The sequence below is a fragment of the Nonomuraea sp. CX421 genome (assembly GCF_059358955.1).
Map to the genome: position 1 here is coordinate 187,397 of NZ_JCADBK010000013.1, position 22,107 is coordinate 209,503.

Here is a 22,107-nt window from a genome sequence, read left to right on the forward strand (position 1 = left end):
CATCGCCGCGGACCTGTGATCACCGGTGCCGGGTTGATCATGTAGCCTTCCCTCACTGTCTGTTCGTGATTGCGGTGAATGCGGGAGGGCGGTCTGGCGACTCCGTAAGATCCGCAGGAGGCGTTGGTGACGCCATGCCTTCACAGTCCGCCGTGTCCGCAGCCGGGTCCGTGCCTGCCCGATTCGCTGCGCAGTGACCGGCCGGCCGCGAGTGCCGTTCCGGAGCGTGCGGGTGGTCCCGCGGATTCCGATGGCATCGTGTTCGCTGAGCGGAAGTTGCTGGCGCTGAGCGATCCGCTGGGGGAGCTGGCCGTCGGGATAGGCGGGCTCGCCGGCGCCCATGAGGCGAGCGCGCGCGGCACCCGTACGGCCGCGACCGGCGACGACTACGGCAACACGTTCTGGAGCCAGCAGGGGCGCCGGTTCGAGCGTGCGGCCCGGCTGTTGCGGTTGATCGCCGAGCAGTCGGGCACCGCGGCCGGTCACACCACTCAGACCCGGCGCGTCTATCAGGCGGCTGACGAAGCGTCGACATCGCAGGGCGGAGACTGATGGATCCGAACGTCTTCGTGCCGGATGTGCTGAAGCCGTTCTGGCCCTATATCGCGGGTGGAGTCTTCCCCGAGCAGCGCTACGACGACATGGTCGCGAAGGCTGATGAGCAGGATGCGATAGCCGACAAGCTCGGCCGGTTACGCAAGGAAGCCGGCGATGGGGTGGTCGCGCTGCTTCAGAGTGGCGCGTGGGAGGGCGCGGCCAAGGCCGAGTTCGTGCGGTTGTTCGGCGAGCTCGTGCGTGACGCCGGTGGCGACCCGGCCGAGGCGGACCGGAGCCCGGTGGCCGTGCTGGCTTACGTGGAGGACGAGTTGCGGCCTCTGGACGCACGCGGATCTCGCGAGGCGGCATCCGGAACTCTCGTTCGCGGAAGTGGAGGAAGTGCGGCAGCACTTGTTCCGGCGGCAGGGCCTGGAGGCACCTGCTCTGTCCAGGCTGAGCACTGACGACTTCCTCGAACGGGTCTGGACCCGGGAGCAAACAGGGCCTCCGAAGAGACGACATCTACCGGCTGTACGCCATGGGGACCGAAAGACCGCTTCACCTGACCCCTGAGTCCTACATGAGGAACTTGCGGACTTGGCTCGCACCAGGCCGGATGGCTATTCGATCTCGCAGAGGAGAGGGATGGAGCTCGGGGAGCTCACCGAGAAGGACCTTGTCAACCGGGCCAGTGCTTGGGACTTCTTCCACTTCGTCCGCGAGGACAGGCCCGGTAACAGCGTTGCTCAACGTCTCTACTTGCACGTTGTGCCCGACGGGGCCCCGCAGTTGATGAAGGCCCTGGTCAGAGAAGTCGTGGACGCGCCCGAGGATTTCCGGGTGTGCGCGCCGCCAAGATCAGTGGCTTCCAGGCGATCACGCAACGGGGAGATGGGATCGTGATCTACCTGACGGACCAGGCGGCCACGGACAGGGTGCTCCAGTGGCTCGGCCAGTACGACGAGCGTCATCCCGGCCTTTTCCTGCCGGACATGCCGCCGATGACGCAGCCGGTGATGGACGGTGTCGGTCTCGGTGCCGAGCCACGGGGGTCTGGGCGCGGTTTCGGCTCCCTGCGGTCCGACCTCATCTTCGATGCCCTCAGCGCCACGTGGTCGGCGCGCGGTGACCTGAGCATGTTCAAGCGGAAGGTCGACGAATACTTCCTGAAAGGCGGCGTCGAACCTCAGAATCCGCACGTCAACGCGAGTGGAGGTGGACGGTGACAGAGGAGTTGGACTCCGCGAGGGAGTTCGTGGACAGGTTCCTCGCGGGTGAGGTCGACGAGGTGACCCATCCGGCGCTGGAGGCGGATGATCTACTGATGTCGGCCGTGCTCAGGCTTGACGCGGGAGACCCCCGATGGATCGTGGCACGCGCCGCGGACTCCAGTGTGCCGGTGAGTCTGCGGATGAGATTGCTGTGGCCGATGATGCGCACCTACGCCGAAGGTCACGACATCCTCCACAGGGAGGACCCAGAGGCGGTGCGGCACATGCCCGCCCCGCGGCGGCACAGCCGTCAAGAGGACACGAATCATGCATGAGGAACTGCACGCGCAGTTGGAGAAGATGGTCGCGGAGTAGGAACGGCAGGCGGCCGAGATCCGGAGCGTCCACGCACGGCTGCGCCAGGTGGAGGCCACGGCCACCTCGAAGGACGGCCTGGTGACCGTGAAAGCCGGGCAGCAGAGCCGCATCACGCACATCGAGCTGGATCCGCGCATCACCCGAAAGCTGTCCGCGTCGGAGATCGCCGCGTCGATCCTGGAGCAGATCGAGACGGCGACGTCGGAGGTGAGCCGGCAGACCAGCGACCTGCTGGCGCCGCTCGTGCCGGAGGGCGTCGACCTCGAAGGACTGCTCGGCGCCGACGCCGACCTCGGCGCCCTCCTGCCCACTCTGCGCGCGGAAGAGCCTCAGGACCGGCGGCCAGGGACCATGGGCGCGTAGCCCGACGGTTACCCGCCGGACACCGTCAGGCCGAGGTCGAACCGCACCTCGACGTCGTCGCTGAGCTTGAGCGCGCCGAACAGCCCCGAATAGGGCCGAATGCCCCAGAGGCTCTGCGTGACGGTGGCCGTGCCGCGGACGCGGTCGCCGGCCAGCGCGCCCGACACGGTGACCGGCCGGGTGACCCCGGCCAGGGTGAGGTCCCCCTCGACCTGGAACGACTCCGGGTCGCCGGAGATCCGGGTGGAGCGGAACGTGATCGTCGGGTGACGGCCGGTCTGGAGGACCTTCTCACGCGTGATCTTCTGGATCTCCCGCCGGTCGCCGTCGGTGAGCGGTTTGATGCCGCCGGTGCCCTCCTTGACCTCCAGCGACGAGGCGTCGAGCTCCAGGGTCACCGACGAGCCGGCCGGACCGGCGGGGCCGACCACGGCCTCACCTCGCCAGCGGGTCACCTCGATGGTCAGGTCGTGGCCCGCCTTCGCGCCCAGCCCGGTGCGGGTCGTATGGACGACAAGGGAGCCCGAGTCAGGTCCCAGTGCATAGGTTCCAGGGTCCATCCATCCAGGCTAACGCCATGGCCAGGCCGGACTCGGCCGGGCAGGACCCCGATCGACCAGGTCATCGGCTGGTGAGGACCCCGGCCGCAGGGCATGGAGCGACCAGGGCGGACCTGGGAGTTCAGCCGGTCTCGTAGCCGGGGAACAGGAGTGACAGCTCGCGCGGATAGGTCGCGATCAGGCGCAACTCGTCGTCGGTGAGCGGCCGGCCGGTCATCGCGTTGCAGAGCTGAACCACGCGGAACGCCAGGTCCTCCTCCCGCACCTCGACCCCCAGCCCCTCCATGACGTGCCCGAACCCGGCCTTCCCGCCGTACTCGCCGGTCAGCACGACCCGGCCGTGGCGCGCGTGCCAGTCGTCGGGGAACGGCCCCAGCGTCGCCTCGTCGTACAGCTCGTAGTTGCCGTGGTCCTTCAGCGCGCCGTCGGCGTGGATGCCGCTCTCGTGCGCGAACGCGTTGCGCCCCACCCCCACCTGGTTGTACGGCAGCGGCTGCCCGAGCGCGTAGGCTGCCCACAGCCCGAACCGGCGGGCCCAGGACAGGTCGAGGGCGTCGCCGATCTCCGCGTTGAGCCCGAAGCCATGCTCGAACGCCAGGATCGTGGACAGCAGGTCGGCGTTGCCCGAACGCTCGCCGACGCCGTTCACGCAGGTGTTGACCCACGCGTCCTGACCGGCGTCCAGATCGCCGAGCGCGCCCGACACCGAGTTGGCCACCGCCATGCCGAGGTCGTTGTGACAGTGCGTCTCGACCGGCATCCCCGCGGACGAGGCCAGCTTGGCGAACCGCTCGCGAATCCGGTCGGGTGTGTCGCCGCCGATCGTGTCGCAGTAACGCACCCGGCCGGCCCCCGCCTCCTTGGCCGCCAGCGCGAACTCCAGCAGGAAGCCGTCATCGGTGCGCGACCCGTCCTCGGCGTTGACCCCCACGGTGTGGGCGCCCGCCGCCTTGGCCGCTGCGACGGCGGCCGTCATCTCCCTGATGATCGAACCGCGGTCGAGGCGGCCCCGGAACTTGTTCTGGATCATGTAGTCCGAGGTGGAGATCGACAGGTTGTAGTGCCGCAACCCCAGCGGCGCCGCCTTCTCCACGTCCTCCGCCACGCCCCGGCACCACCCGGACAGCCGCAGCTCGCCGAACGCGCCCGCCTCGGCCAGGGCCACCTGCGCCTTCACGTAGGGGACCTCGTGGAACAGGAAGGGGAAACCGATCTCGGACTGCGCCACGCCGAGCTTGGCCAGATAGAAGTTGACCATGGTCTTGCCGAACTTCGACAGGCCGGTGCGTGCGGTCTGCACGCCGTCCCGGTTGGTCACGTCGAGAAAGTGAACTTTTGGCATGGCTTCACGTTGACACGGCCTCTCAATGTGTATCAATATTGATTTTCGTCAATGTTGTGAGGTGCGGGCGTGGAGTGGATCGACGCGGCCACGGCGGCTGAGCGGCTCGGCGTGAAGCCGGCCACGCTCTACGCCTATGTCAGCAGGGGTGTGCTCAAGCGCCGCCACGGCGAGGACGGGCGGCGCAGCCTGTTCGACGCCGCCGAGATCGAGCGGCTGGCGCGGCGCGGCCGGCCACGTGGGCAGCCGCCGGAGCTCGTCATCGAGTCGGGCATCACCGCCCTCGGCCTCGACCGTCCCTACTACCGCGGCCGCGACGCCCTCGGCCTGGCCCGCACCACCACCTTCGAAGCGGTCGCCGACTGGCTCTGGACCGGCGACCCCGCCGTCCTTCCTCACCCACCCCTCTCCAAGAGCGGCGACTACGGCACGCGGCCCGCCACGCCCGGTCGGGACGCCGACACGCCGCCCGGCGAGTCCGGCCGGCACCCTGGCATGACGTCCGGCGATCAGGGCCGGGCTCCCGGTATGTCGTCGGATGAGTCTGGCGGGCCTTCCGGCACGTCCGGCATCGGAGCACGGCGGGGATGGACGGCCGATCTCGAAGGGCTGCGGGCGGCCGTCGCCGCACAGCGCGATCTGCCCGCCGGCCTGCTGCCGCTCGACCGGCTGCAGGTGATCACAATGGTCCTCGGCGCCTCCGACACCCTGCGCCACCAGCTCGACCCGCTGTCGGTCACCGCCACCGCCCGTCGTCTCGTCGCCGGCCTGGTCGACGCCCTGCCCGCGCTGAGCGAGCCGGAAGGCGACTCGATCGCCGAGCGCCTCTGGTCACGGCTGTGCCCGCGTCCCGCCACGCCGGGTCTGCTCGTCGCGTTCCGGGCGGCGCTCGTGCTGCTCGCCGACCACGAACTGGCCGCCTCCACGCTGGCCGCCAGGGTGGCCGCCTCCGCCAAGGCCGACCCGTACGCCGTGGTGCTCACCGGGCTCGGCGTGCTCGGCGGCCCGCTGCACGGCGGCGCCTCGTACGGGGCGGAGCGGCTGCTGACCGAGGTGGCCGAGCCCGGGCAGGCGTCGCGCGCCGTCGCGGAGCGCGTACGACGAGGGGAGCGCGTCCCCGGCTTCGGCCACAGCGTCTACAAGAACGGCGACGCCCGCGGCGGCCTGCTCCTCGACCTGGTGCGCGAGGCGGCGCCCGGCCACGAGCGGGTCGCCGCCGCGCAGGCCGTGCTCCACGAGGCCCGCAGGCGCCGGCTTCCCGAGCCCAACATCGACTTCGCGCTCGCCACGCTCGTCGCGGTCACCGGGATGGTGAGCGGCGCGGGCGAGGCCGTCTTCGCGGTCGCCAGGACGGCGGGCTGGCTGGCCCACGCCATGGAGGAGTACGGCAGGGGCTCGCTGCTGCGGTTGCGCGCCTCCTACACCGGCCCGCCGATCAGATGACCCGCCTCTGGGTAGGTTGCGCACATGACTTCCCCCTACGCCGCGGCGGTGGCCCAGGGCATCTGGGCTTCGGGAGCCGAACTGGTCGGCTATGTCCCCTCCGTCGGCGTCGCGCCGGTGATCACCGCGCTCGGGCGGCCCGACCTGGTGTTCCCTCTCTCCCGAGAGGAGGAGGCGATGGGGGTGATCGGCGCGCTGCCGCTGACCGGAAGGTTCGGCGCGGTGGTGATGCAGGACAACGGGTTCGGCAACGCGCTCACGGCGCTGACCACGTTCAACGTCTCCTACCATCTGCCGTTGCTGATCGTGGCCAACACCCGTGGTGGGCTGGGCGAGTACAACTCGATGATCCATTCTTTCTCCCAGCACGTGCCCGCCCTGCTCGACCGGCTCGGGGTGCGCATCTTCGACCTCGACCGGCGCAGCGGGCCCGCCGACTGGGAGGACGTGGTGGCGGAGGCCGGCGCGCACGCCCGGATGACGTTCCGCCCGGTGGTGGTGCTGGCGCAGTTCTGGGCCACCGACGGAAAGACGGCGTGAGCATGCGGCGCATCGACGCGCTCCAGGTGCTGGTGGAGGGGACCGCCGACCTCCCGGTGGTCGTGACGTGCGCGGCGACCAGCCGCGAACTGGCCGCGATCGCCGACAGACCCAACCACCTCTACCTGCTCGACTCGATGGGACTCGCGGGCTCGGTCGCCACCGGCGTGGCGCTCGGCCTGGCCGGCTCGGCGATCCCGCGAGTCGTCGCCATCGAGGGCGACGGGTCGCTGTTCATGAACCCCAACGTGCTGGCCACCGGAGGCTACCTCCGGCCGGACAAACTGCTGCTCGTGCTGCTCGACAACGCGGTCTACGGCTCGACGGGCGACCTGCCCACCTACTCGGCTCGGATCGACCTCGGCGCGCTCGCCGCAGCGGCCGGCTGGTCGGTGCGTCAGGCCGCCGACCCTCGGACGTTGCGCGCGGAGTTCGCGAAGGCGCTGGAGCCGGGCGGCCCGGCCTTCCTGCACGTCCGGATCGAGCCGGGCAACGCCTCGGGTGTCCCGAAGCTGCTGGAGGACCCGGTCGTGATCGGCCGCAGGTTTCGCGACTGGCTGGCCTCCCGCTGACTCCTCCACCGCCGCACCTCACCTCATCGGCGGCCTGCGGATCACCTGGCTGAGCGCGGGCTGTCCGGCGACGCCAGTGCGTCACGCGGGCAATGGGCGACGCCGGCGCTCCACGCCGGGCAGAACGTGACACGTCGGGAGTCACGGCCGTTCAATGTGACACGTCGTGAGTCACGGTCTTTCCACGTAGGCCGCGAGCGCCCGGACCCGGTCGGCGTGCTCGTCGTGGCCGACGATCACCGGCGGCTCGTTGTAGGGCATGGTGTCGGACGAGCGACGCAACTTGATGTACTGGCCGCAGGCGTCGATCGCGTAGGGCTCCATGTCGTCCTGCAGCGCCCCGATCACCGTGATCCCGTACGTCTCGCCGATCCGGCGGAACAGCGCGACCGCCTCGCGCCGGTGCTCCTTGCCGAGGTTGCGGCCCAGCTCGTCGAGCACCAGGCACAGGTGGCCGCCACCGGACGACGCGATGGCCGCCGCGCACACGAGCTTGACGGCCTTCTCGTCCATGAGCGCCGTGTTGGCCCTGCGGTTGTAGGGGACGAACCCCTGCCCCTCTCCGCGCCGCCACTTGGGCGTCACCCGCCACTGCCAGCGCTGCTCCGGATCCGCCGGTGCGGGCGGCACGGGGAACTCCAGCGTGGCGCCGTAACCGCCGTAACCGGTGTCGAGCTTCTCGAACTCCTCGGCCACCCTGGTGAGCCTGGCCTTGATCGCCGCACTCAGCGCCGCCCGGTGCACGGACGTCGAATGCGCCGCCTCCTCGGCGCCCTTGGCCGCCGCGGCCAGGTCACGCTGCCGCGACACGAGCTGGGCCTCGATCTGGCGCCGCTGATGCTTCTCGTACTCCTCCTGACCACGCAGGTAGGAGGCCAGCGCCCCGCACACCGCCGCGAACGTCGACTGCTCACGCGCCGTGCTCCCGCCCCGCTCGGCCAGCAGGAACCGCAGCTCCTCGGGGATCTCGGCGTCCTCCTCGGGGAACGTGTCACGCAACGCCTGGTCGAAATGGCGTTCGGCGACCCGCCACCACTCGTCGGCGGTGCGCGGACGCTCCTCCTCGGGCAGCTCCCGCAGCCACTCGCGCGCCGCCTCGACGGTGCCGCCCCAGTCGGCGGCCAGCGCGGCGAGCTTGAGCGCCTCCCGCTCGGCGCCCACCCGCGCCTCCTGCTCGCGCGCCTGGGCCCGCTCGCTCTCGTGCCGCTGCCGCCGGCCCTCCAGCCGTTCGATCTCCATGTCGCGCGTCCGGGCCCGGAAATCGAGCGCGCCCGCCTGCCGCTCGGCCTCGGCCACCGCGGGCCCGACCTCGCCGAGCGCCCCGGCCAGCTCGGCCAGCCTGGACCGCTGACCGGCCAGCCGCGTCTCCAGCTCGGCGAGCCGCACCCCGGCCCGCGCGCCCTCGACCCGCCGCTGCGCGGCCGCGACGGCTTCCTCCCCCTCGTGTACGGCCCGCGCCGCGGTCTCCTGGATGTCGCGGGCCCGGTTGAGCCGCTGCTCGGCTGCCTTGATGCGCGCCTCGCGCCCGGTCGCCACCCCGTCGAACGCCCCCACCACGCTCACCCCGGCGGCACTGACCAGCACCGACCCCGGCAGCTCACTCAGCGCCTCGGCCGCGGCGGCCAACCGTCCGGCGTCGACGATGACGGCATGCTCGTTCGGCCACCCCCGCAGACCCTCCAACCCCAGCCCCGCGTGGTCGTGCGCCTGCTCGGCCACGTCGAGAGCGTCGAGCAGACCCGTCGCGTCGACTCCAGCGGCGGCCAGGGCGTTGAGCTGGGCCGCCGCCGGGCCGCCCTCGGCGTCATCCAGCGCCGACTGGGCGGAGCTCACCTCCCGGTCGGCCACGCCGAGGCCCTTCAACGCCTCGTTGAGCCGCTGCCTGACCTCCACCAGCTCCCGCTCGGCTCCCGGCACGTCGCGGCCATCGGCGAACCGGCGCGTCTCCTCCAGCGCCGGAATCCGGCCGCGCAGCTCGTCGGCGGAGTTTTCGGCCACCGCCCGGTCGGCTTCGAGCTTGGCGGCCCGCGCCTGGAGCGCCGCCAGCTCCTTGCGCGCCTCCGCGACGCGCCGGTCGAGCGTGTCGTCCTTCAGCGTGGCGATCTCCGCCTTGACCATGGCGATCGCCTCGCCGGCCGCCTCACCCGCCGCGCGGTGCCGGTCGAGCTCGGCGGCCATGATCTCGTCCTTGGCCGCCGCGTCGGCCAGCTTGCGCGCCTGCCGACCGCGCCAGCACCGCAGCGCGTCGGCCAGGCGCACCCTCGCCTGGTCGCGACGGTCGAAGGTGCCCAGCAGCGCCTTCGACTCCGCCTCGAACTCGGCCAGCCTGTCGCGGGCCTGCGCGGCCCGCACCCGCTTGGCGTGCTCGTCGCGCCGCGCCTCCCGCTCCTGCTCCAGCTCGGCGTCCAGGCCGGTCAATGCCGCGATGGCCTCGAACACGCGCTCCGGCGAGATCTCGTTGAGCGGCTGGGAGAGCAGGTTGGTCGCCACCTTGCTGCGGACCGAGGTGGACAGGAACGACACGCACCGCACCCGGTCTCCGTAGAGCACCTTCGTCAGGTCACGGGCCACCACGTCGCGCCGCCCGGCGGACCGGGGCAGCGATGCCCAGATCTCGTCGGCCCTGGCCACCCGCTCGGCCTCGGACGCGGCCGAGGCCAGCCGCACGCCGTCGTGCCAGCGGATCTCCAGGTGCGGCGCCTCCTGGTTGACTCTGAGCCACACGGTGACGGCACCACCGGAGGTGTCGGGCAGCGCGAACAACTCCTCGTCGCCCGCACCTGAGCGCGCCGCGTCCCCCGGAGCGCCGGGACCGTCGAGGGGGCGCGGCGAGTCATCGGGGTGGCCGAACACGCCGACGATGTAGCCGTGGTCGGCGCTGGCCCACTGGCGGGCGCCCGCGCCGCTGGCCAGCTCGGCGTTGAACAGCAGCTCGGACACCGCCTTGGCGCCGGAGGCGAACCGCCACTGCTCGTCACCCAGCAGCGCGGTGATCGAGGCGATGAACGACGACTTGCCCGCGCCGTTGGAGTCCTTGGGCCCCGCCCCGGCCACCACGATGAGCGTGCCGGGAACGGTCGGCACCGGATGAGTCGAAAGCCGTGAGATGTTGACCGCCTGCACGGCGATCAGCACCCGGTCTCCGACCACGTTCTCCACCTGCGACACCCGAACCCCCGTCACTCTCGCATCCGTCATCAGCCCCACCCGGCCCTCGCCGCCGCGCCCGCCGTGTGCCCGGTCACCTGGTCGTTCGCCGCGCCCGCACGGCCGCGGCCAACGGCGTGTGCGGCCCGGCCGCCAGGATCAGCTCCTCCTGCAACCGCCGCCGCGCCACCGGAGTGAGCCGGTGGAACTGTGGCCCGGGCACGTAACCGCCCGCCTCCTCGCCGGCCTTCACCTGCGTCAGCAGGCCGGCGTGGCGCAGCCCGCGCAGCGCCGCCTCCAGCTCGCCGATCGGCAGCTGGGTGTGGCGGCGAAGCTCCTCGACCGGCGTGGGGTGCGGCGACGCCCAGGTGTCCTCGGGCAGCAGGCCCTCCGCCCGGGGGATCGCCACCGAGTGCACCAGCACCAGAGTGAGCACCGCCCGCTCGCCCTCGCCCAGCCGGACGCCCGCCCCGGCGGCGCCGTCGTCGTAGCCCGAGATCCAGCGCTCCCGTTGCTGAATCAGCGTGCGGCCACGCCGGGCCAGCATCTCGCCCAGCGTGCGGCGCAACGCCGGATCACGCAGCGCCCCGAACCGGGCCTCCTGCACGGGCTCGGCGGCGTGCTCCACCGCCATGAACGCCGCCACGAGCTCGGCCCGCCGCCGCTCGTCATAGCCGTCGAGCAGATCGCCGAACTCCGCCGTGCCCTCCTCGACCCGTCCTCCGGGGCCGGCGGAAGGCAGGTCCTCGGCCGGGATGGCGGAAAGCGGGTCCTCGGCTGGAGCGGCGGGAGGCGGGTCACCGGCCGGGGCCGGGGGCGGGGCGCCGGGGACCGGAGCGGATGTGGCGGGATCGGAGGCGACCGGCGGGCGGGCCGCGGCCACCAGGTCGGCGTCGGCCACCACGGTCAGCTCGCCCCGCTCAGGCCGGGGAATGCGGTGGACGAGCTCCTTGAGCTGCGCGTGCGACTCCACCGGCCACAGCGCGCATCGAGGGCCGAGTGAGACGAGGCCGTCGGACATGACGATCCACGCGGAGTCGTGCAACCGGCGCAGCGCCCCGATCGCCCAGTTGCGCATGAGGTCGTCGGTCCGCCCGATCAGTGCCCGATAGGTGTCGAGCACCAGCTCGACCGGAGCGGGCTCGCCGGGCCACGGATCCGCCGACAGGTCGGGCCAGCAGCAGGTGAGGCAGGCCGCGAGCACCCGCCGGGTCTCACCGGAGCGCTCCACCGGGACGGGCGTCACCTGGTACTCGTCCAGCAGCGACGGCGTCGCCCCGTCGGGCCACACCGGCAGCGCCTCGCCGCTGGAGTCGGAACGCGTGAGCCGGAGCATGCCCGCGGGCGCCGGCTCCCCGGCGTGCAGCCGGAGCGGACCGCCCGAACGCGCCCGCACATGCGCCTCGGCCCGCGCGTGCGGTGCCGTGTCCCGGACCGGTGCGGGCGCATGGGATGCGCGTGGTTCGGGGGAATAGAGGGAAGCGGGGGTGGTCACGGGGTGCGCTCCAGGTGTCCGTGGGACAGCCACGCGGGCCGGCGCGCCGGATCGATGGTGAGGTCGTCGGACCACACCAGCCGGTAGGGCAGCTCGGGACGCAGGTCGACGGAGGTCAGGTCGGCGAGCAGGCGGCGCGCGGACGGCCAGTCGGGCCCCAGCACGTCGGCCAGGGCCACCCGTGACGACGCACCCAGCAGGGACTCCGCGACGACGGCGAGGCGCTCGACCGCGGCGCCGGGAGAGGAGTCGAGCGAGCCCTCGGGGCCGGGGTCGGGCAGCGTGGAACGCGGGGGAGTGGGCTGCGCCGGCGCCGGGCGTGGCGCCTCGTCGACCGCGCGGGCGATCGCCGCCGGGTCGTGCCAGGGCGCTGGGGCGTCGAAGACGAAGTCGTCGAGCACCGAGGCGAGCCGCTCCTTGGACGCCGTCTGGGTGAACGTGCGCCACGTCTCCGTCGGGAGCAGCGTGAGGTTGCGGGTGGTGCCCGCCGAATCGGCCAGCCGGCCGGCCGCGCGCCGGGAGGCGTCGCTGTAGGCGTAGATGGCCGAGCGCAGGTCGGTGCAGACCCGGTCGAGCTCGGGCCAGCGGGTCAGGATCGTGCCGTGCAGGCTCTGCGCCCGGCGGGCGATCTCCTCGGTGCCCCACAGCTTGGGGGCCTGCTCACGTAGCTCCTCGATGGTGCCCATGGTGAGCGTGATCAGCTCCAGCGCCCACAGCCGGAACGCGCGGGCCAGGTTGGCGGCGCTCTGCCTGGCTTCGTCCATGGTGGTGCGGGGATCGGCGACGTTGAGGTCTTCGAGCGCCAGCAGCCGGTGCATCTCGGACTGGCCGCCGTCGTCCATCATCCGCCGGATGAACATCAGCCCGACCACGCTGGTGAAGGACGCCCGGTAGCGCAGCTGGTTGGGCTTGGGGAACACCTCGCGGATCGCGCCCAGCCCCTTGAGCACGCGCAGCCGGTTGTCGAACTGGTCACCCGGATAGGCGCGGCAGGCGAAGCGCATCTGCTCGTGCGTCAGCCACTCCTCGCCCGCCTCCGCGAACGCCGCGAACAGCGTCTCGGCGATGTCGACCAGGGCGGGATCGTCGACGACCGCGCCGCTGTCGCGGGCCAGCGCGGCGAACATCCGGCGGTAGGTCGACAGCACCGCCTCCTCTGAGAGGGCGGCGTCGAGAGTCAGAGGCTGTTCGGACACGGGCTCTAAGGTAAGGCTTCCCGCCGACAATCCCGCACCGCGCAGCGCGGAAGCCCGCGGGTGGTCAGAGCGGATTCATCAGGTAGGCTCCGGCGACCACCGAGGCGCACGCCACCAGCAGGAAGAAGAACACGTAGAAGCCGCCGGGCAGGAACGTCAGCCGGGCCAGCTGGTCGGCGTCGGAGTCGCGGGCCTCTCGCCGGCGGCGCTTGCGTTGCAGCTCGACGATCGGCCGCACCCCGCCGAGCAGCAGGAACCAGACCGCGGCCAGGGCCGCCGCCTGCTGCACCTCTCCCGGCGCGTACATCGACAGGGCGAACACCGCGCCGCCCGTCGCCAGCAGGATCAGCGCGCCGTACAGGTTGCGGATCAGCAACAGCATGCAGACGAGGAAGAGCAGCACGCCCCAGATCAGCAGCGTGATGCGGCCCTGCTCGGTCAGCCAGGCGGCGCCGAGCCCGAGCAGCGACGGCGCGAGGTAGCCGGCGAGCGCGGTCAGCACCATGCCGGGGCCGTTGGGCCTGCCCCGGGTCAGCGTCACACCCGAGGTGTCGGAGTGGAGCCGGATGCCTTCGAGCTTGCGCCGGGTGAGCAACGCCATCAGCGCGTGGCCGCCCTCGTGCGCGATTGTGATCAGCCCTCGGGACAGCTGCCAGGAGGTGCGGAAGGAGACGATCACGAGCGCGGCGAGTGCCGAGACCACCACGACCCACGGGTCGGGGGCGGGTTGAACCTCGATCAGGTGGGCCCAGAGCTTGTCCATCAGGACAAAACCCTATCCGGGTAAAGTCTCGGCTGTGCTCACAGAATCCGATTCCGACGCCGGGGTTCCGGAGTGGTGGCGATCACTGGGCCTGCCTGGGCTGATCGACCTGCACGTGCACTTCCTGCCCGAGCGGATGGAGCGCCGGGTCTGGCACCACTTCGAGCACGGTGGCCCGCTCGTGGGCGGCGGCTGGAAGATCGAGTACCAGTGGCCGGTGCGGCGGCGCGTCGACCGGCTGCGCGAGCTGGGCGTGCGGTCGTTCCCCGCGCTCGCCTACGCGCACCGGCCGGACATGGCCGCCGATCTGAACGACTGGACCCTCGACTTCGCCCGCCGCACCCCGGGCTGCCTGCCGTCGGCGACCTTCTACCCCGAGCCCGGAGCCGCCGGCTACGTGCGGCGGGCGCTGGCGGCCGGGGCGCGGATCTTCAAGGTGCACCTCCAGGTGGGCGGGTTTGATCCGAGGGCGGCCGAGCTCGACGAGATCTGGGGGCTGCTGGCCGAGTCGGGCCTGCCGGTGATCGTGCACGCGAGCTCGGTCCCGGTGCCCGGAGGCCACATCGGGCCGGAGCCGATCGGCGAGGTGCTGCGCCGGCATCCCCGGCTGCGGGTGGTGATCGCACACCTCGGCATGCCGGAGTACGACCCGTTCTTCGACCTGGCCGCCCGCTACGAGCGGGTGGCGCTGGACACCACGATGGCCTTCACCGACTTCGCCGAGCGCGCCATGCCGTTTCCGGAGCGGTTGCGGCCCGCCCTGTTCGATCTGGGGCTGGCGGGGAAGGTGGTGCTGGGCAGTGACTTCCCGACGATTCCGCACACGTACGCGCACCAGTTGCGGGCGCTCGAGCGGCTCGATCTCGGGGACGACTGGGTGAGGGCCGTCTGCTGGCACAACGGCGCGGCCATGGTCTCATAGGAGGGTGAACGATCGGCACGTGGCGTTGATAGGCGCCTTCTACGAAGCTCTGGGGCGCGCTGACTACGCGGCCATGGAGCGCTGCTACCACCCCGAGGTGAGCTATGGCGACCCGATCTTCCAGGAGGTCGAGGGTCGCGACAGGGTCATGGCGATGTGGCGGCTGCAACTCGGGGTTCGTGACGGTCTCCGGTCCGACTACGACGCCGTGACGGCCGACGACCGCACCGGCACCGCCCACTGGACTGTCCACTACGTCTTCTCGAGCACGGGCCGCGAGGTGGTCAACGAGGTGGACGTGCTGTTCAGGTTCGAGGACGGCCTGATCGTCCGTCACCACGACGACTTCGATTTCAAACGGTGGTCCCGGATGGCGCTCGGCAGACCGCACGGCCTGCTCTTCGGCTGGACACCGATGTGGCGCAAGACCATCCGCGACCGGGCGACCCGCGAGCTCGACAAGTTAACGTAAAGGAGATGTATGGCACGGACGAAGGGCTTCCGGCAAGGCGGCTCCAGCCGTGAGAAAGCACCCGAGCACTCGATGGACCCCCGCGCCACCGACGAGGCCCCCAGCCGGCCGACCGTCATCGACAACGCGATCTACCAGGACGGCAGGCGCGTCGACACCCCCCGGTCGCTCGCCGACGCCTTCGAACGCCTCAAGCAGACGCCGGACGGCCTCGCCTGGATCGGCCTCTACCGGCCGCAGGAGTGGGAGCTGACACAGCTCGCGGAGGAGTTCGAGCTGCACGAGCTGGCGCTGGAGGACGCCGTCGTCGGCTCGCAGCGGCCGAAGTACGACCGCTACGGCGACACGTTGTTCGTGGTGCTGCGCGCCGCCGACTACCTCGACGACGTCGAGCAGGTCGCGTTCGGCGAGCTGCACGTCTTCGTCGGCCCCAACTTCGTGCTCACCGTACGGCACGCGGAGGCGCCCGACCTGCAGTCCGTCCGCAAGCGCATGGAGTCCGACCCCGAGCTGCTGCGGCAGGGCCCGCAGGCCGTGCTGTACGCCGTCCTCGACGCCGTGGTCGACGGCTACGCCCCGGTGGTGGCCGGGCTGCAGAAGGACATCGAGGAGATCGAGGCGCAGGTGTTCGGCGGCGACCCGGCCGTCTCGCGGCGCGTCTACGAGCTGTCGGGCGAGGTGATCGAGTTCCAGCGGGCCACGGCGCCGCTGGCGCGGATGATCGACGGCTTCATCGCCGGGGCCGACAAGTACGGCGTCGACAAGGAGCTGCAGAGCTACCTGCGCGACGTGGCCGACCACGTCATCACCGTGAACGAGCGGCTGGCCGGGTTTCGCCAGCTGCTGCAGAACATCCTGCTGGTCAACTCGACGCTGGTGACCCAGGCGCAGAACTCCGAGATGGCCAAGATGACCGAGGCCAGCATCCGGCAGGGCGAGGAGGTCAAGAAGATCTCCGCCTGGGCGGCCATCCTGTTCGCGCCGACGCTGGTCGGCACCATCTACGGGATGAACTTCGACGTCATGCCCGAGACCCACTGGACGTTCGGCTATCCGTTCGCGATGGTCCTCATGGCCGTCGTCTGCCTGGTGCTCTACCTGGTCTTCAAGGGCCGCGACTGGCTGTAGTGACCGCGTCGTGGGTTACTGGAGGTCAGAGGGGGAAAGCCCAGGACGCTCATCGAGAGGAGCGCGCGTGAAGGTCGTGACTCCGCGCCTGCCCCGTCGTACGGCCGTCGCGCGGGTGGACGGCGACCAGGCCGTGGAGATCGGCGAGCCGGCCGGCACTGGGCGTCGCGGTGCCTGACCGGCCTCGCGCCGCCGTTCGGGAGGCCGCCCGCCTGCGCTGGCTGGACGAGGGCACCTCCTACTTCGCCGCCCGGCTGCGCGGCTGCGACCTCGACCGGCCGAGCCTGCTGCCGGGCTGGACGGGCCGCCACCTGGTGGCGCACGTCGCCGCCAACGCGCGCGCTCTGGGCAGGCTCGTGCACTGGGCGCACACGGGGGAGGAGACCCCGATGTACGCCAGGGGCGGAGCGCGCGAAGCCGAGATCGAGGAGCTGGCCCGGTTGTCGCCGGGCGCGCTCACCGAGCTGGCGGAGCGGACGGCAACCGTGCTGCGGTCGGATCTGGCCGCGCTGAGCGAGTCCGACCTGGCCGAGCGGGTGCGCACCGCGCAGGGCCGCCTGGTGCCGGCGTCGGAGATCATCTGGGTGCGCGCCCGAGAGGTGTGGGTGCACGCGGTGGACCTGGACTCGGGCGGCCGGTTCGAGGACTTCCCGCCCGACTTCGTGGACGCGCTGCTCACGGACGTGACCGGGCTGTGGGAACGCCGCGGGCAGGGACCCGGCCTGATGATCCGGCCGGACGACAGGCGGCGCTCCTGGGCGGTGAGCGTGCCGCCGCCCACCGGCCCGCCGGACGAGCCGGGCGTCCCGTGCGAGGTACACGGGACCGCCGCGCGGCTGGCGGCCTGGGTCACCGGGCGCGGCCCGGCGCCCGATCCGGCCGCGCCGCCCGTCGGCCGCTGGCTCTAGACCGTCGGTTCGCCGACGGCGAGTCGGACCCGCGACCTCCCCGCCCGCACCCACCCCGGCTGGTCGTACGGCGCCTGAACGGGCCACGGGAGCGCGACCGGCCCACCGGGCGTGTGCACGGTGATCACCCCGTCCACGACCGAGACCCGCGCGTCCGCCGCTCCGGGCACGATCACGGTCAGCAGCCGGGCCGCCTCCGGAGACGACACGGTCACCGCCTCGGCCGTCCGCAGATACCCGGTCGAGATGGTGCTGCTGCCCACCGTCTGCCCGCCGGTCGACGGACCGGTTGACGAGAGCGCGAGGTGGAGGAGGGTCACGCGCCAGTCGCCGTCGCCGAGGACCACCACGCCGTCGCGCTGGGAGACCGGCCGGAGCGACGGGTCGAAGTGCCAGCGGCCGCGCGACACGGACCCGGGGGGCACCGAGTCCAGCACGGCCATCAGGTCGGGCCCGTGCTCGACCAGGATCTCGCGGATCCGGCACACGCCGTAGGCGTCGTCGGCGAGCCGGAAGGTCTGCCGCGAAGGGCCCAGGGTGGAGCCGGTCAGGCGGGTGGGCGTGCCGGGCCGGAACCCGGCACCCACCACGACCGGAACGTTGTGCGCCTCGGGCGAGCGGGTCCACTCGGCGTAGGCGGTCTTCTCGTAGGAGTGAAAACCGGCCTCGACCAGGATGTTCCGGCCGTGCGCGTGGTAGGTGACGCCGAGATGGTCCTCGTGCCCGTGCAACCGCCGTCCCGGCCCGAACCTGATCGAGTAGTAGGCGGCGCGCGGGTCGCCCCAGGAGGTTCTGCCGAAGACGTAACCGCCGTCGAACACCTTCACCACCGGCTCGCCCTGCCCGGAGGCGGTCGCGAAGGCGGGCGCGCGGGTGTCCGCCGGGCTGTCCCCGATGGGCACCAGACGGCCGTCGGGCTGGGTCGCGTGCGCGATGTACGTCTCGAGCGAGGCGCGGCGGCCGGTGAGCCGCGCGGGCACCGGCGCGCCGCTCTCCTCGATCGCGCGCAGCGCCACGCCCAGTCGCCGGTGGACGTAGAGGCCGTACCTCGGGGCCTGTTCGTGCAGCACGCCCTGCGCGTCGATGGACAGCTCGGCCGAGGCGGTCATCCGCCGGATCGCCAGCTTGCGCCACCCGTCCCGGCCCAGGCGGCAGCCGACCACCAGCAGCCCGATGTCCTGGTCCAGCCCGTGGTTGTGGCCCTGCCGGTACAACGCGGAATCGGCCAGGACCTCGCCGTGCTCGGCCAGGCCGTCCCACAGGTGGTCGGTCCGTACGTGCGCGCTGAGGCAGACGAGCACCGGGGCGCGCAGCGCGACCGCGTGCTCGGCCCACGCCCAGGGGCTGACGCCGGGTCCGCCCCGGGGGTTCTCGCGCAGCCAGTCATGGGTGACCGCGGCGGCCCGGTCGAGCAGGTCCCGGTCGCCGGTCCGCTCGTACTCGGCGACCAGCCGACCCGCCCAGCGCAGCGTGTGCAGGTTCAGCGCCCACGAGCGGTTCCCGTGCGGGTTCGACCGCCAGTCGACGTCCGTGCCCAGGTCCACGGGCGGCAGGCCGGCGAACCTGACCCGGCCCCGCATCACCTCCGGCACGTCGACCACGGGAAACTGGTCGGCCAGGCAGATGGCCCGGCCGGTTCGGCTACGCCAGAACATCTCAGCGCTCCTGATTTCGGGCGCGCGAAACCCACGCGCGGTGCGATGAACGAAGGCGCGTCGCGGCTCTTCCAGCCGCGGAACGCGCGCGGGAATCGGGCATCCGGGCGTGACCGCGCCTACGGGCGGTCACGCACCTCGCCGGTTACGGCGTCCGGGGCGCCGGGGGCCGGTGACGGGTGGGGGTGGGTGGGGCCGTGTCGGTCCAGCCGGCGTCCAGGACCAGTTCGAGGCCTTCGGTCGTGCCGTCCGGGCCGGTGTCGGCGCAGGACAGGACCTGTGAGCTGACCGGGTCGATGATCAGGGTCCGGCGCACCCCCGGGGCGGGGGTGAAGGCGAACGCTTCGCCCGGCCGGCCCCGCTGGTCGGTACGGCCACCCAGGTAACGGACGTCCGGCAGGTCGGCGAGCAGCCGGTAGGCGGCGGCCCGGACACCGGGCGGGGACGGCTTGCTCCACAGCAGCCCGCTGAGCGCGTCGGCCATGACCCCGCCGCCGGAGTTCGCGGGCAGCGTCCCGGCCACCCACGCGCGCAGCGCGCCGGAGTCGGACGGCAGCCGCAGGATCTGCTCCAAGGTCAGGTCCCGCCCGGCCATGCTGAAGGGCGCCCTCCCGGTCACCCTGGTGACCGTGAGCGGCTCACCCGGCGCCCCCTGCCCGCGCCAGGCCCGGCCGTCGCCGGCGACCCACAGCTCGGTGACCCCTGTCCCCGGGCGCAGTTTCCTGATGTGCCAGTACGCTCCTCCGGCCGTGGGGTCTGAGGCGGCCGTGGAGGCGGCCGCGAGCAGGATCGACCGTCCGGACAGGCCATCGTGCGACGGCAGGGTGAACGCCACCGCGAGCACCGACGCGGCGAGGCAGGTGACGGCCACCGTCCAGGACAGGCGCCAGCGGATGACGCGCCGAGGTTCGGCCGCCAGCCGCTCACGCACTCTGACCTTGGCCGCGGGATCGAGCCGCGGCTCGCCGTACAGGTCGCGGATCCGCTGCAGGTCATCCACGGTCGGCCTCCTCCAGGACGTGCATCGGATTGGTGCCGCCCAGGGCGCCGCGCAGTTTCTTCCTGGCGCGGTTCAGCCGCGACCCGACGGTGCCGTACGGGATGCCGAGCGCCGTGCCGATCTCCTGGTGACTCAGCCCGGCCAGGGCGACCAGCAGCACGACGTCGCGGTCGCGCTGGTCGAGCTGGGCCAGGGCCGCCGCGAGCTCGGGCCGCAGGCTCTGCGCGCTGACCCGTACCGTGACCCGGTCCTCGGGGCCGGGCGCGTCGGCGTCCGGCCCGTGCCGGCCGAGCGCCCGCAGCGTGCGGGCCTCCAGGCGGCGATGCTTGCCGACCAGCTTCGTGGCGATCCCGTACAGCCAGGCCCGGACGCTCGCGCGGTCCGGGTCGTAGACGGCGCGCCTGCGGAACGCGACGAGGAACACGTCGGCGACGACATCCTCGGCGCTGTCCGGGCCGAGCCGCTGGGCGACGTACCCGTGGATCTCGCCGAAGTAGGCGTCGAACACCTCGGCGAACACCTCGTCGTCGGCGAGCGAGCGCCGCGCGGACACGGCTTCCCCCAGCGGGCCGGCGGCCCATGACATCGCCGTCACGATTCTTCCCCCGACATGTGCTCCCCTCCGGACGCGACCAGCGGACACCTCTTATCCCCCGATGGGCCGGATCGCTTTCACGGCGGCAGCACGCCGGACGAACGCGGCCGGGCGTTCTTCCGTGCGGAACGCGCGGCCAGGTTACGCGCAACGGCTCCAGCCCGTGGATCGGGCTGGAGCCGTACGCGCTCGGCGGGAGGTCAGAGCGGCGGGTTGGCGTTCTGCAGCAACTGCCGGAACTGGGCGGAGAACCAGTGGCCGGACAGCGGCGCGTTGGGCAGCGAACCGGTCAGGTTGTTGCCGTTGCGATCGTTGCCGGTGTAGGTCGGGTCGCACATCCGGTCGAAGCCCTTGCCCTCGTCGTTGGCGATCTCCGTGCTGGAGCCGTCAGACTCGCCGGGAGGCTTGATCCAGACGTAGGCGTCCAGGCCCGCCGCCGGGTTGGCGCGCGGACGCTCGCCGAGGCCGGCGCCGCTCTGGTTGCACCAGTTGCCGGCGTGGATCCGCCGGTCGGTGCGGGACTGGTCGACGAACGTGTTGACGTCGGTCGAGGTGCTGGGGCCGGTGGGCCGGGCGCTGCCGCCCCAGCCGTTGCGGGAGGTGTCGATCAGCATGCCGATGGTGTTCGGGAAGCCCTTGGACACCAGGGCCGTCCGGAACGCCTGGGCGAAGGTCAGCTCGTCGACGTAGTCGTTCCAGTCGAGCCATCTCGACTGCCGGACCGAGGTGCCGTTGACGGTGGTGCCGATGGAGAAGTGCGGCTCGGTCAGGGCCGAGTAGTTGGCCGTGTTGGTGATGAACCCGTCGATGCTGGCGTATCCGGCCGTGGTGCCGCGCGCGGTCGAGGCGATCAGGTCGGCGGTCGGGCCGAAGTTGCTGGACCAGCCGATCCAGCCGTGGTGCGCGGCGTCGAGGTAGGTGTAGACGTTCGGGATCGCGTGCAGCTTGTTCAGCGCGTACTGGACGCCCTGCACGTACGCGCCGGACGACTGCGCCTCCTGGCACTTGGCCAAGCCGAGGTTGGTGATCAGGTTGGGCAGGGAGTCGATCTCGACGATGGTGACGATCCGCAGGGCGGCGTACTTGGGGTCGGCCATGATGGCGGCGATCGGATCGATGTACTCGGTCTTGTACCTGTTGAGGCCGTTCTGGGCGATGAGCAGTTCGCCGTTGGAGGCCAGGGCCGAGCAGTCGCGGTTGGGCAGGTTGTAGATGACGACCTGGATGGTCAGCGGCGCGCTGCCGTTGGCGGCGTCCTGGGTGACGGCCGCGTCCAGGTGGGCGCGCAGGCCCCGGCCGCTCAGGGTGCCGTTGATGGCCGCGATGCGGTCCATCCACACGCCGGTCGAGATGTTGGCGACGGCCGAGCCGCCGGGCTCCGCTGCCGCCTTGGCCGACCAGTCGGCGTTCACGTATCCGGTGGCCCCCGCGTACGGGTTGTCCACGTGGCCGGTGCCGCCGCCGGTGTCGTTGTCGGCTTCGGTGGCGGTGACGGTGACGCTGGTCAGGCCGGTGGAGGCGACGGTGATGGGCCGGCTGCCGTTGGTGGTGTCACTGTCCTCGGCGGCGGCGACGGTGACGTTCTGTGGGGTGTTCCAGTTGGCGGTGGTGAAGGTCAGCGACGCGCCTGAGGTGATGGTGAGGCTGGTGTCGCCGCTGCCGGCCGTGGAGGTGACGGTGACGTTCGCCGTGGGCTGGGTCTGCAGCCGCACCGAGTAGGTGGCGCTGGAGCCTTCGGGCACGGTCAGCGCGGTGGGGGCGACGACCAGGGCCTGCTGGCCGGGGTCGGGGCCGGGGCCTGATCCGCCGCAGGTGACGCCGTTGATGGCGAAGGTGGCGGGGTTGGTGTTGGTTCCGGTGTAGGTGCCGTTGAAGCCGAT

The 22,107-nt window shown here is 72.0% G+C and carries 22 protein-coding genes; 12 read left to right on the top strand and 10 right to left on the bottom strand.

The window, feature by feature from the left end; genetic code table 11:
• Positions 1-258 precede the first annotated feature (258 nt).
• The 5 genes from AC5L3X_RS23695 (at position 259) to AC5L3X_RS23715 (ending at position 2,489) form a co-directional block, all read left to right on the top strand.
• Positions 259-552, top strand: a complete 294-nt coding sequence (locus AC5L3X_RS23695; protein WP_494859660.1) for a hypothetical protein — start codon at positions 259-261, stop codon at positions 550-552.
• Positions 552-1,001 carry a hypothetical protein gene (locus AC5L3X_RS23700; protein ID WP_494859662.1) on the top strand — a complete coding sequence of 150 codons (450 nt, stop codon included), beginning with the start codon at positions 552-554 and terminating at the stop codon, positions 999-1,001. The genes AC5L3X_RS23695 and AC5L3X_RS23700 overlap by 1 nt, the downstream gene beginning before the upstream one ends.
• Before the next feature lie 378 nt (positions 1,002-1,379).
• Positions 1,380-1,763 (top strand): T3SS effector HopA1 family protein, encoded by a 384-nt coding sequence (locus tag AC5L3X_RS23705; RefSeq protein WP_494859663.1) that lies wholly within the window; start codon positions 1,380-1,382, stop codon positions 1,761-1,763.
• Positions 1,760-2,083: a hypothetical protein gene (locus AC5L3X_RS23710; RefSeq protein ID WP_494859664.1), complete on the top strand. Its 324-nt coding sequence runs from the start codon at positions 1,760-1,762 to the stop codon at positions 2,081-2,083. Before AC5L3X_RS23705 ends, AC5L3X_RS23710 begins: the two co-directional genes overlap by 4 nt.
• Positions 2,084-2,141: 58 nt before the next feature.
• Positions 2,142-2,489 carry a YbaB/EbfC family nucleoid-associated protein gene (locus AC5L3X_RS23715; RefSeq protein ID WP_494859702.1) on the top strand — a complete coding sequence of 116 codons (348 nt, stop codon included), beginning with the start codon at positions 2,142-2,144 and terminating at the stop codon, positions 2,487-2,489.
• Between the two features lie 8 nt (positions 2,490-2,497).
• Here the strand turns inward: AC5L3X_RS23715 and AC5L3X_RS23720 are convergent, their stop codons facing one another.
• Positions 2,498-3,049 carry a YceI family protein gene (locus tag AC5L3X_RS23720; protein WP_494859666.1) on the bottom strand — a complete coding sequence of 184 codons (552 nt, stop codon included), beginning with the start codon at positions 3,047-3,049 and terminating at the stop codon, positions 2,498-2,500.
• A gap of 121 nt (positions 3,050-3,170) precedes the next feature.
• On the bottom strand, positions 3,171-4,391 hold the full coding sequence (locus AC5L3X_RS23725; protein WP_494859668.1) for a LeuA family protein: 1,221 nt from the start codon (positions 4,389-4,391) through the stop codon (positions 3,171-3,173).
• Positions 4,392-4,460: 69 nt separating this feature from the next.
• Here AC5L3X_RS23725 and AC5L3X_RS23730 point away from each other — a divergent pair, with 69 nt between their 5' ends.
• Genes AC5L3X_RS23730 through AC5L3X_RS23740 form a run of 3 tightly spaced genes read left to right on the top strand, consistent with a single transcriptional unit; the run spans position 4,461 to position 6,946 of the window.
• Entirely contained in the window at positions 4,461-5,834 is a 1,374-nt protein-coding gene (locus AC5L3X_RS23730) for a citrate synthase (protein WP_494859670.1), read from the top strand.
• Positions 5,835-5,858: 24 nt separating this feature from the next.
• Positions 5,859-6,374 carry a hypothetical protein gene (locus tag AC5L3X_RS23735; protein WP_494859671.1) on the top strand — a complete coding sequence of 172 codons (516 nt, stop codon included), beginning with the start codon at positions 5,859-5,861 and terminating at the stop codon, positions 6,372-6,374.
• Positions 6,375-6,376: 2 nt separating this feature from the next.
• Positions 6,377-6,946, top strand: a complete 570-nt coding sequence (locus tag AC5L3X_RS23740; RefSeq protein ID WP_189128859.1) for a thiamine pyrophosphate-dependent enzyme — start codon at positions 6,377-6,379, stop codon at positions 6,944-6,946.
• Positions 6,947-7,117: 171 nt separating this feature from the next.
• Here AC5L3X_RS23740 and AC5L3X_RS23745 read toward each other — a convergent pair whose 3' ends face one another.
• From AC5L3X_RS23745 to AC5L3X_RS23760, 4 genes are all read right to left on the bottom strand, one after another.
• A complete protein-coding gene (locus AC5L3X_RS23745; protein WP_494859673.1) occupies positions 7,118-10,144 on the bottom strand; it encodes a coiled-coil domain-containing protein in 3,027 nt (1,008 codons plus the stop codon).
• A gap of 43 nt (positions 10,145-10,187) precedes the next feature.
• Positions 10,188-11,588 (bottom strand): hypothetical protein, encoded by a 1,401-nt coding sequence (locus tag AC5L3X_RS23750; RefSeq protein ID WP_494859675.1) that lies wholly within the window; start codon positions 11,586-11,588, stop codon positions 10,188-10,190.
• Entirely contained in the window at positions 11,585-12,784 is a 1,200-nt protein-coding gene (locus AC5L3X_RS23755; protein ID WP_494859677.1) for a hypothetical protein, read from the bottom strand. The genes AC5L3X_RS23750 and AC5L3X_RS23755 overlap by 4 nt, the downstream gene beginning before the upstream one ends.
• A gap of 64 nt (positions 12,785-12,848) precedes the next feature.
• A complete protein-coding gene (locus tag AC5L3X_RS23760) occupies positions 12,849-13,547 on the bottom strand; it encodes a M50 family metallopeptidase (RefSeq protein ID WP_189128831.1) in 699 nt (232 codons plus the stop codon).
• Positions 13,548-13,581: 34 nt separating this feature from the next.
• Here AC5L3X_RS23760 and AC5L3X_RS23765 point away from each other — a divergent pair, with 34 nt between their 5' ends.
• The 4 genes from AC5L3X_RS23765 to AC5L3X_RS23780 all read left to right on the top strand — a co-directional run bounded on the left by AC5L3X_RS23765 (position 13,582) and on the right by AC5L3X_RS23780 (position 16,977).
• Positions 13,582-14,469: an amidohydrolase family protein gene (locus tag AC5L3X_RS23765; protein ID WP_494859679.1), complete on the top strand. Its 888-nt coding sequence runs from the start codon at positions 13,582-13,584 to the stop codon at positions 14,467-14,469.
• Between the two features lie 4 nt (positions 14,470-14,473).
• A complete protein-coding gene (locus AC5L3X_RS23770; protein ID WP_494859681.1) occupies positions 14,474-14,941 on the top strand; it encodes a nuclear transport factor 2 family protein in 468 nt (155 codons plus the stop codon).
• Between the two features lie 9 nt (positions 14,942-14,950).
• On the top strand, positions 14,951-16,069 hold the full coding sequence (locus AC5L3X_RS23775) for a magnesium and cobalt transport protein CorA (protein ID WP_494859683.1): 1,119 nt from the start codon (positions 14,951-14,953) through the stop codon (positions 16,067-16,069).
• Between the two features lie 170 nt (positions 16,070-16,239).
• Entirely contained in the window at positions 16,240-16,977 is a 738-nt protein-coding gene (locus AC5L3X_RS23780; protein ID WP_494859685.1) for a maleylpyruvate isomerase family mycothiol-dependent enzyme, read from the top strand.
• Here AC5L3X_RS23780 and AC5L3X_RS23785 read toward each other — a convergent pair.
• The 4 genes from AC5L3X_RS23785 to AC5L3X_RS23800 form a co-directional block, all read right to left on the bottom strand.
• A complete protein-coding gene (locus tag AC5L3X_RS23785) occupies positions 16,974-18,632 on the bottom strand; it encodes a heparinase II/III domain-containing protein (RefSeq protein ID WP_494859687.1) in 1,659 nt (552 codons plus the stop codon). The genes AC5L3X_RS23780 and AC5L3X_RS23785 overlap by 4 nt on opposite strands.
• Positions 18,633-18,777: 145 nt before the next feature.
• Positions 18,778-19,632: a CU044_5270 family protein gene (locus tag AC5L3X_RS23790; protein ID WP_494859689.1), complete on the bottom strand. Its 855-nt coding sequence runs from the start codon at positions 19,630-19,632 to the stop codon at positions 18,778-18,780.
• A complete protein-coding gene (locus AC5L3X_RS23795; protein ID WP_494859704.1) occupies positions 19,625-20,218 on the bottom strand; it encodes an RNA polymerase sigma factor in 594 nt (197 codons plus the stop codon). Before AC5L3X_RS23795 ends, AC5L3X_RS23790 begins: the two co-directional genes overlap by 8 nt.
• A 209-nt stretch (positions 20,219-20,427) precedes the next feature.
• A partial coding sequence (locus AC5L3X_RS23800) for a glycoside hydrolase family 6 protein (RefSeq protein WP_494859691.1) occupies positions 20,428-22,107 on the bottom strand: 1,680 nt, incomplete at its 5' end.

Coding starts and splice junctions, on each gene's coding strand:
- AC5L3X_RS23700 (WP_494859662.1), top strand. CDS start 552: ATGGATCCGAACGTCTTCGTGCCGGATGTGCTGAAGCCGTTCTGGCCC.
- AC5L3X_RS23720 (WP_494859666.1), bottom strand. CDS start 3,049: ATGGACCCTGGAACCTATGCACTGGGACCTGACTCGGGCTCCCTTGTC.
- AC5L3X_RS23725 (WP_494859668.1), bottom strand. CDS start 4,391: ATGCCAAAAGTTCACTTTCTCGACGTGACCAACCGGGACGGCGTGCAG.
- AC5L3X_RS23735 (WP_494859671.1), top strand. CDS start 5,859: ATGACTTCCCCCTACGCCGCGGCGGTGGCCCAGGGCATCTGGGCTTCG.
- AC5L3X_RS23740 (WP_189128859.1), top strand. CDS start 6,377: ATGCGGCGCATCGACGCGCTCCAGGTGCTGGTGGAGGGGACCGCCGAC.
- AC5L3X_RS23745 (WP_494859673.1), bottom strand. CDS start 10,144: ATGACGGATGCGAGAGTGACGGGGGTTCGGGTGTCGCAGGTGGAGAAC.
- AC5L3X_RS23760 (WP_189128831.1), bottom strand. CDS start 13,547: ATGGACAAGCTCTGGGCCCACCTGATCGAGGTTCAACCCGCCCCCGAC.
- AC5L3X_RS23775 (WP_494859683.1), top strand. CDS start 14,951: ATGGCACGGACGAAGGGCTTCCGGCAAGGCGGCTCCAGCCGTGAGAAA.
- AC5L3X_RS23785 (WP_494859687.1), bottom strand. CDS start 18,632: ATGTTCTGGCGTAGCCGAACCGGCCGGGCCATCTGCCTGGCCGACCAG.
- AC5L3X_RS23795 (WP_494859704.1), bottom strand. CDS start 20,218: ATGTCATGGGCCGCCGGCCCGCTGGGGGAAGCCGTGTCCGCGCGGCGC.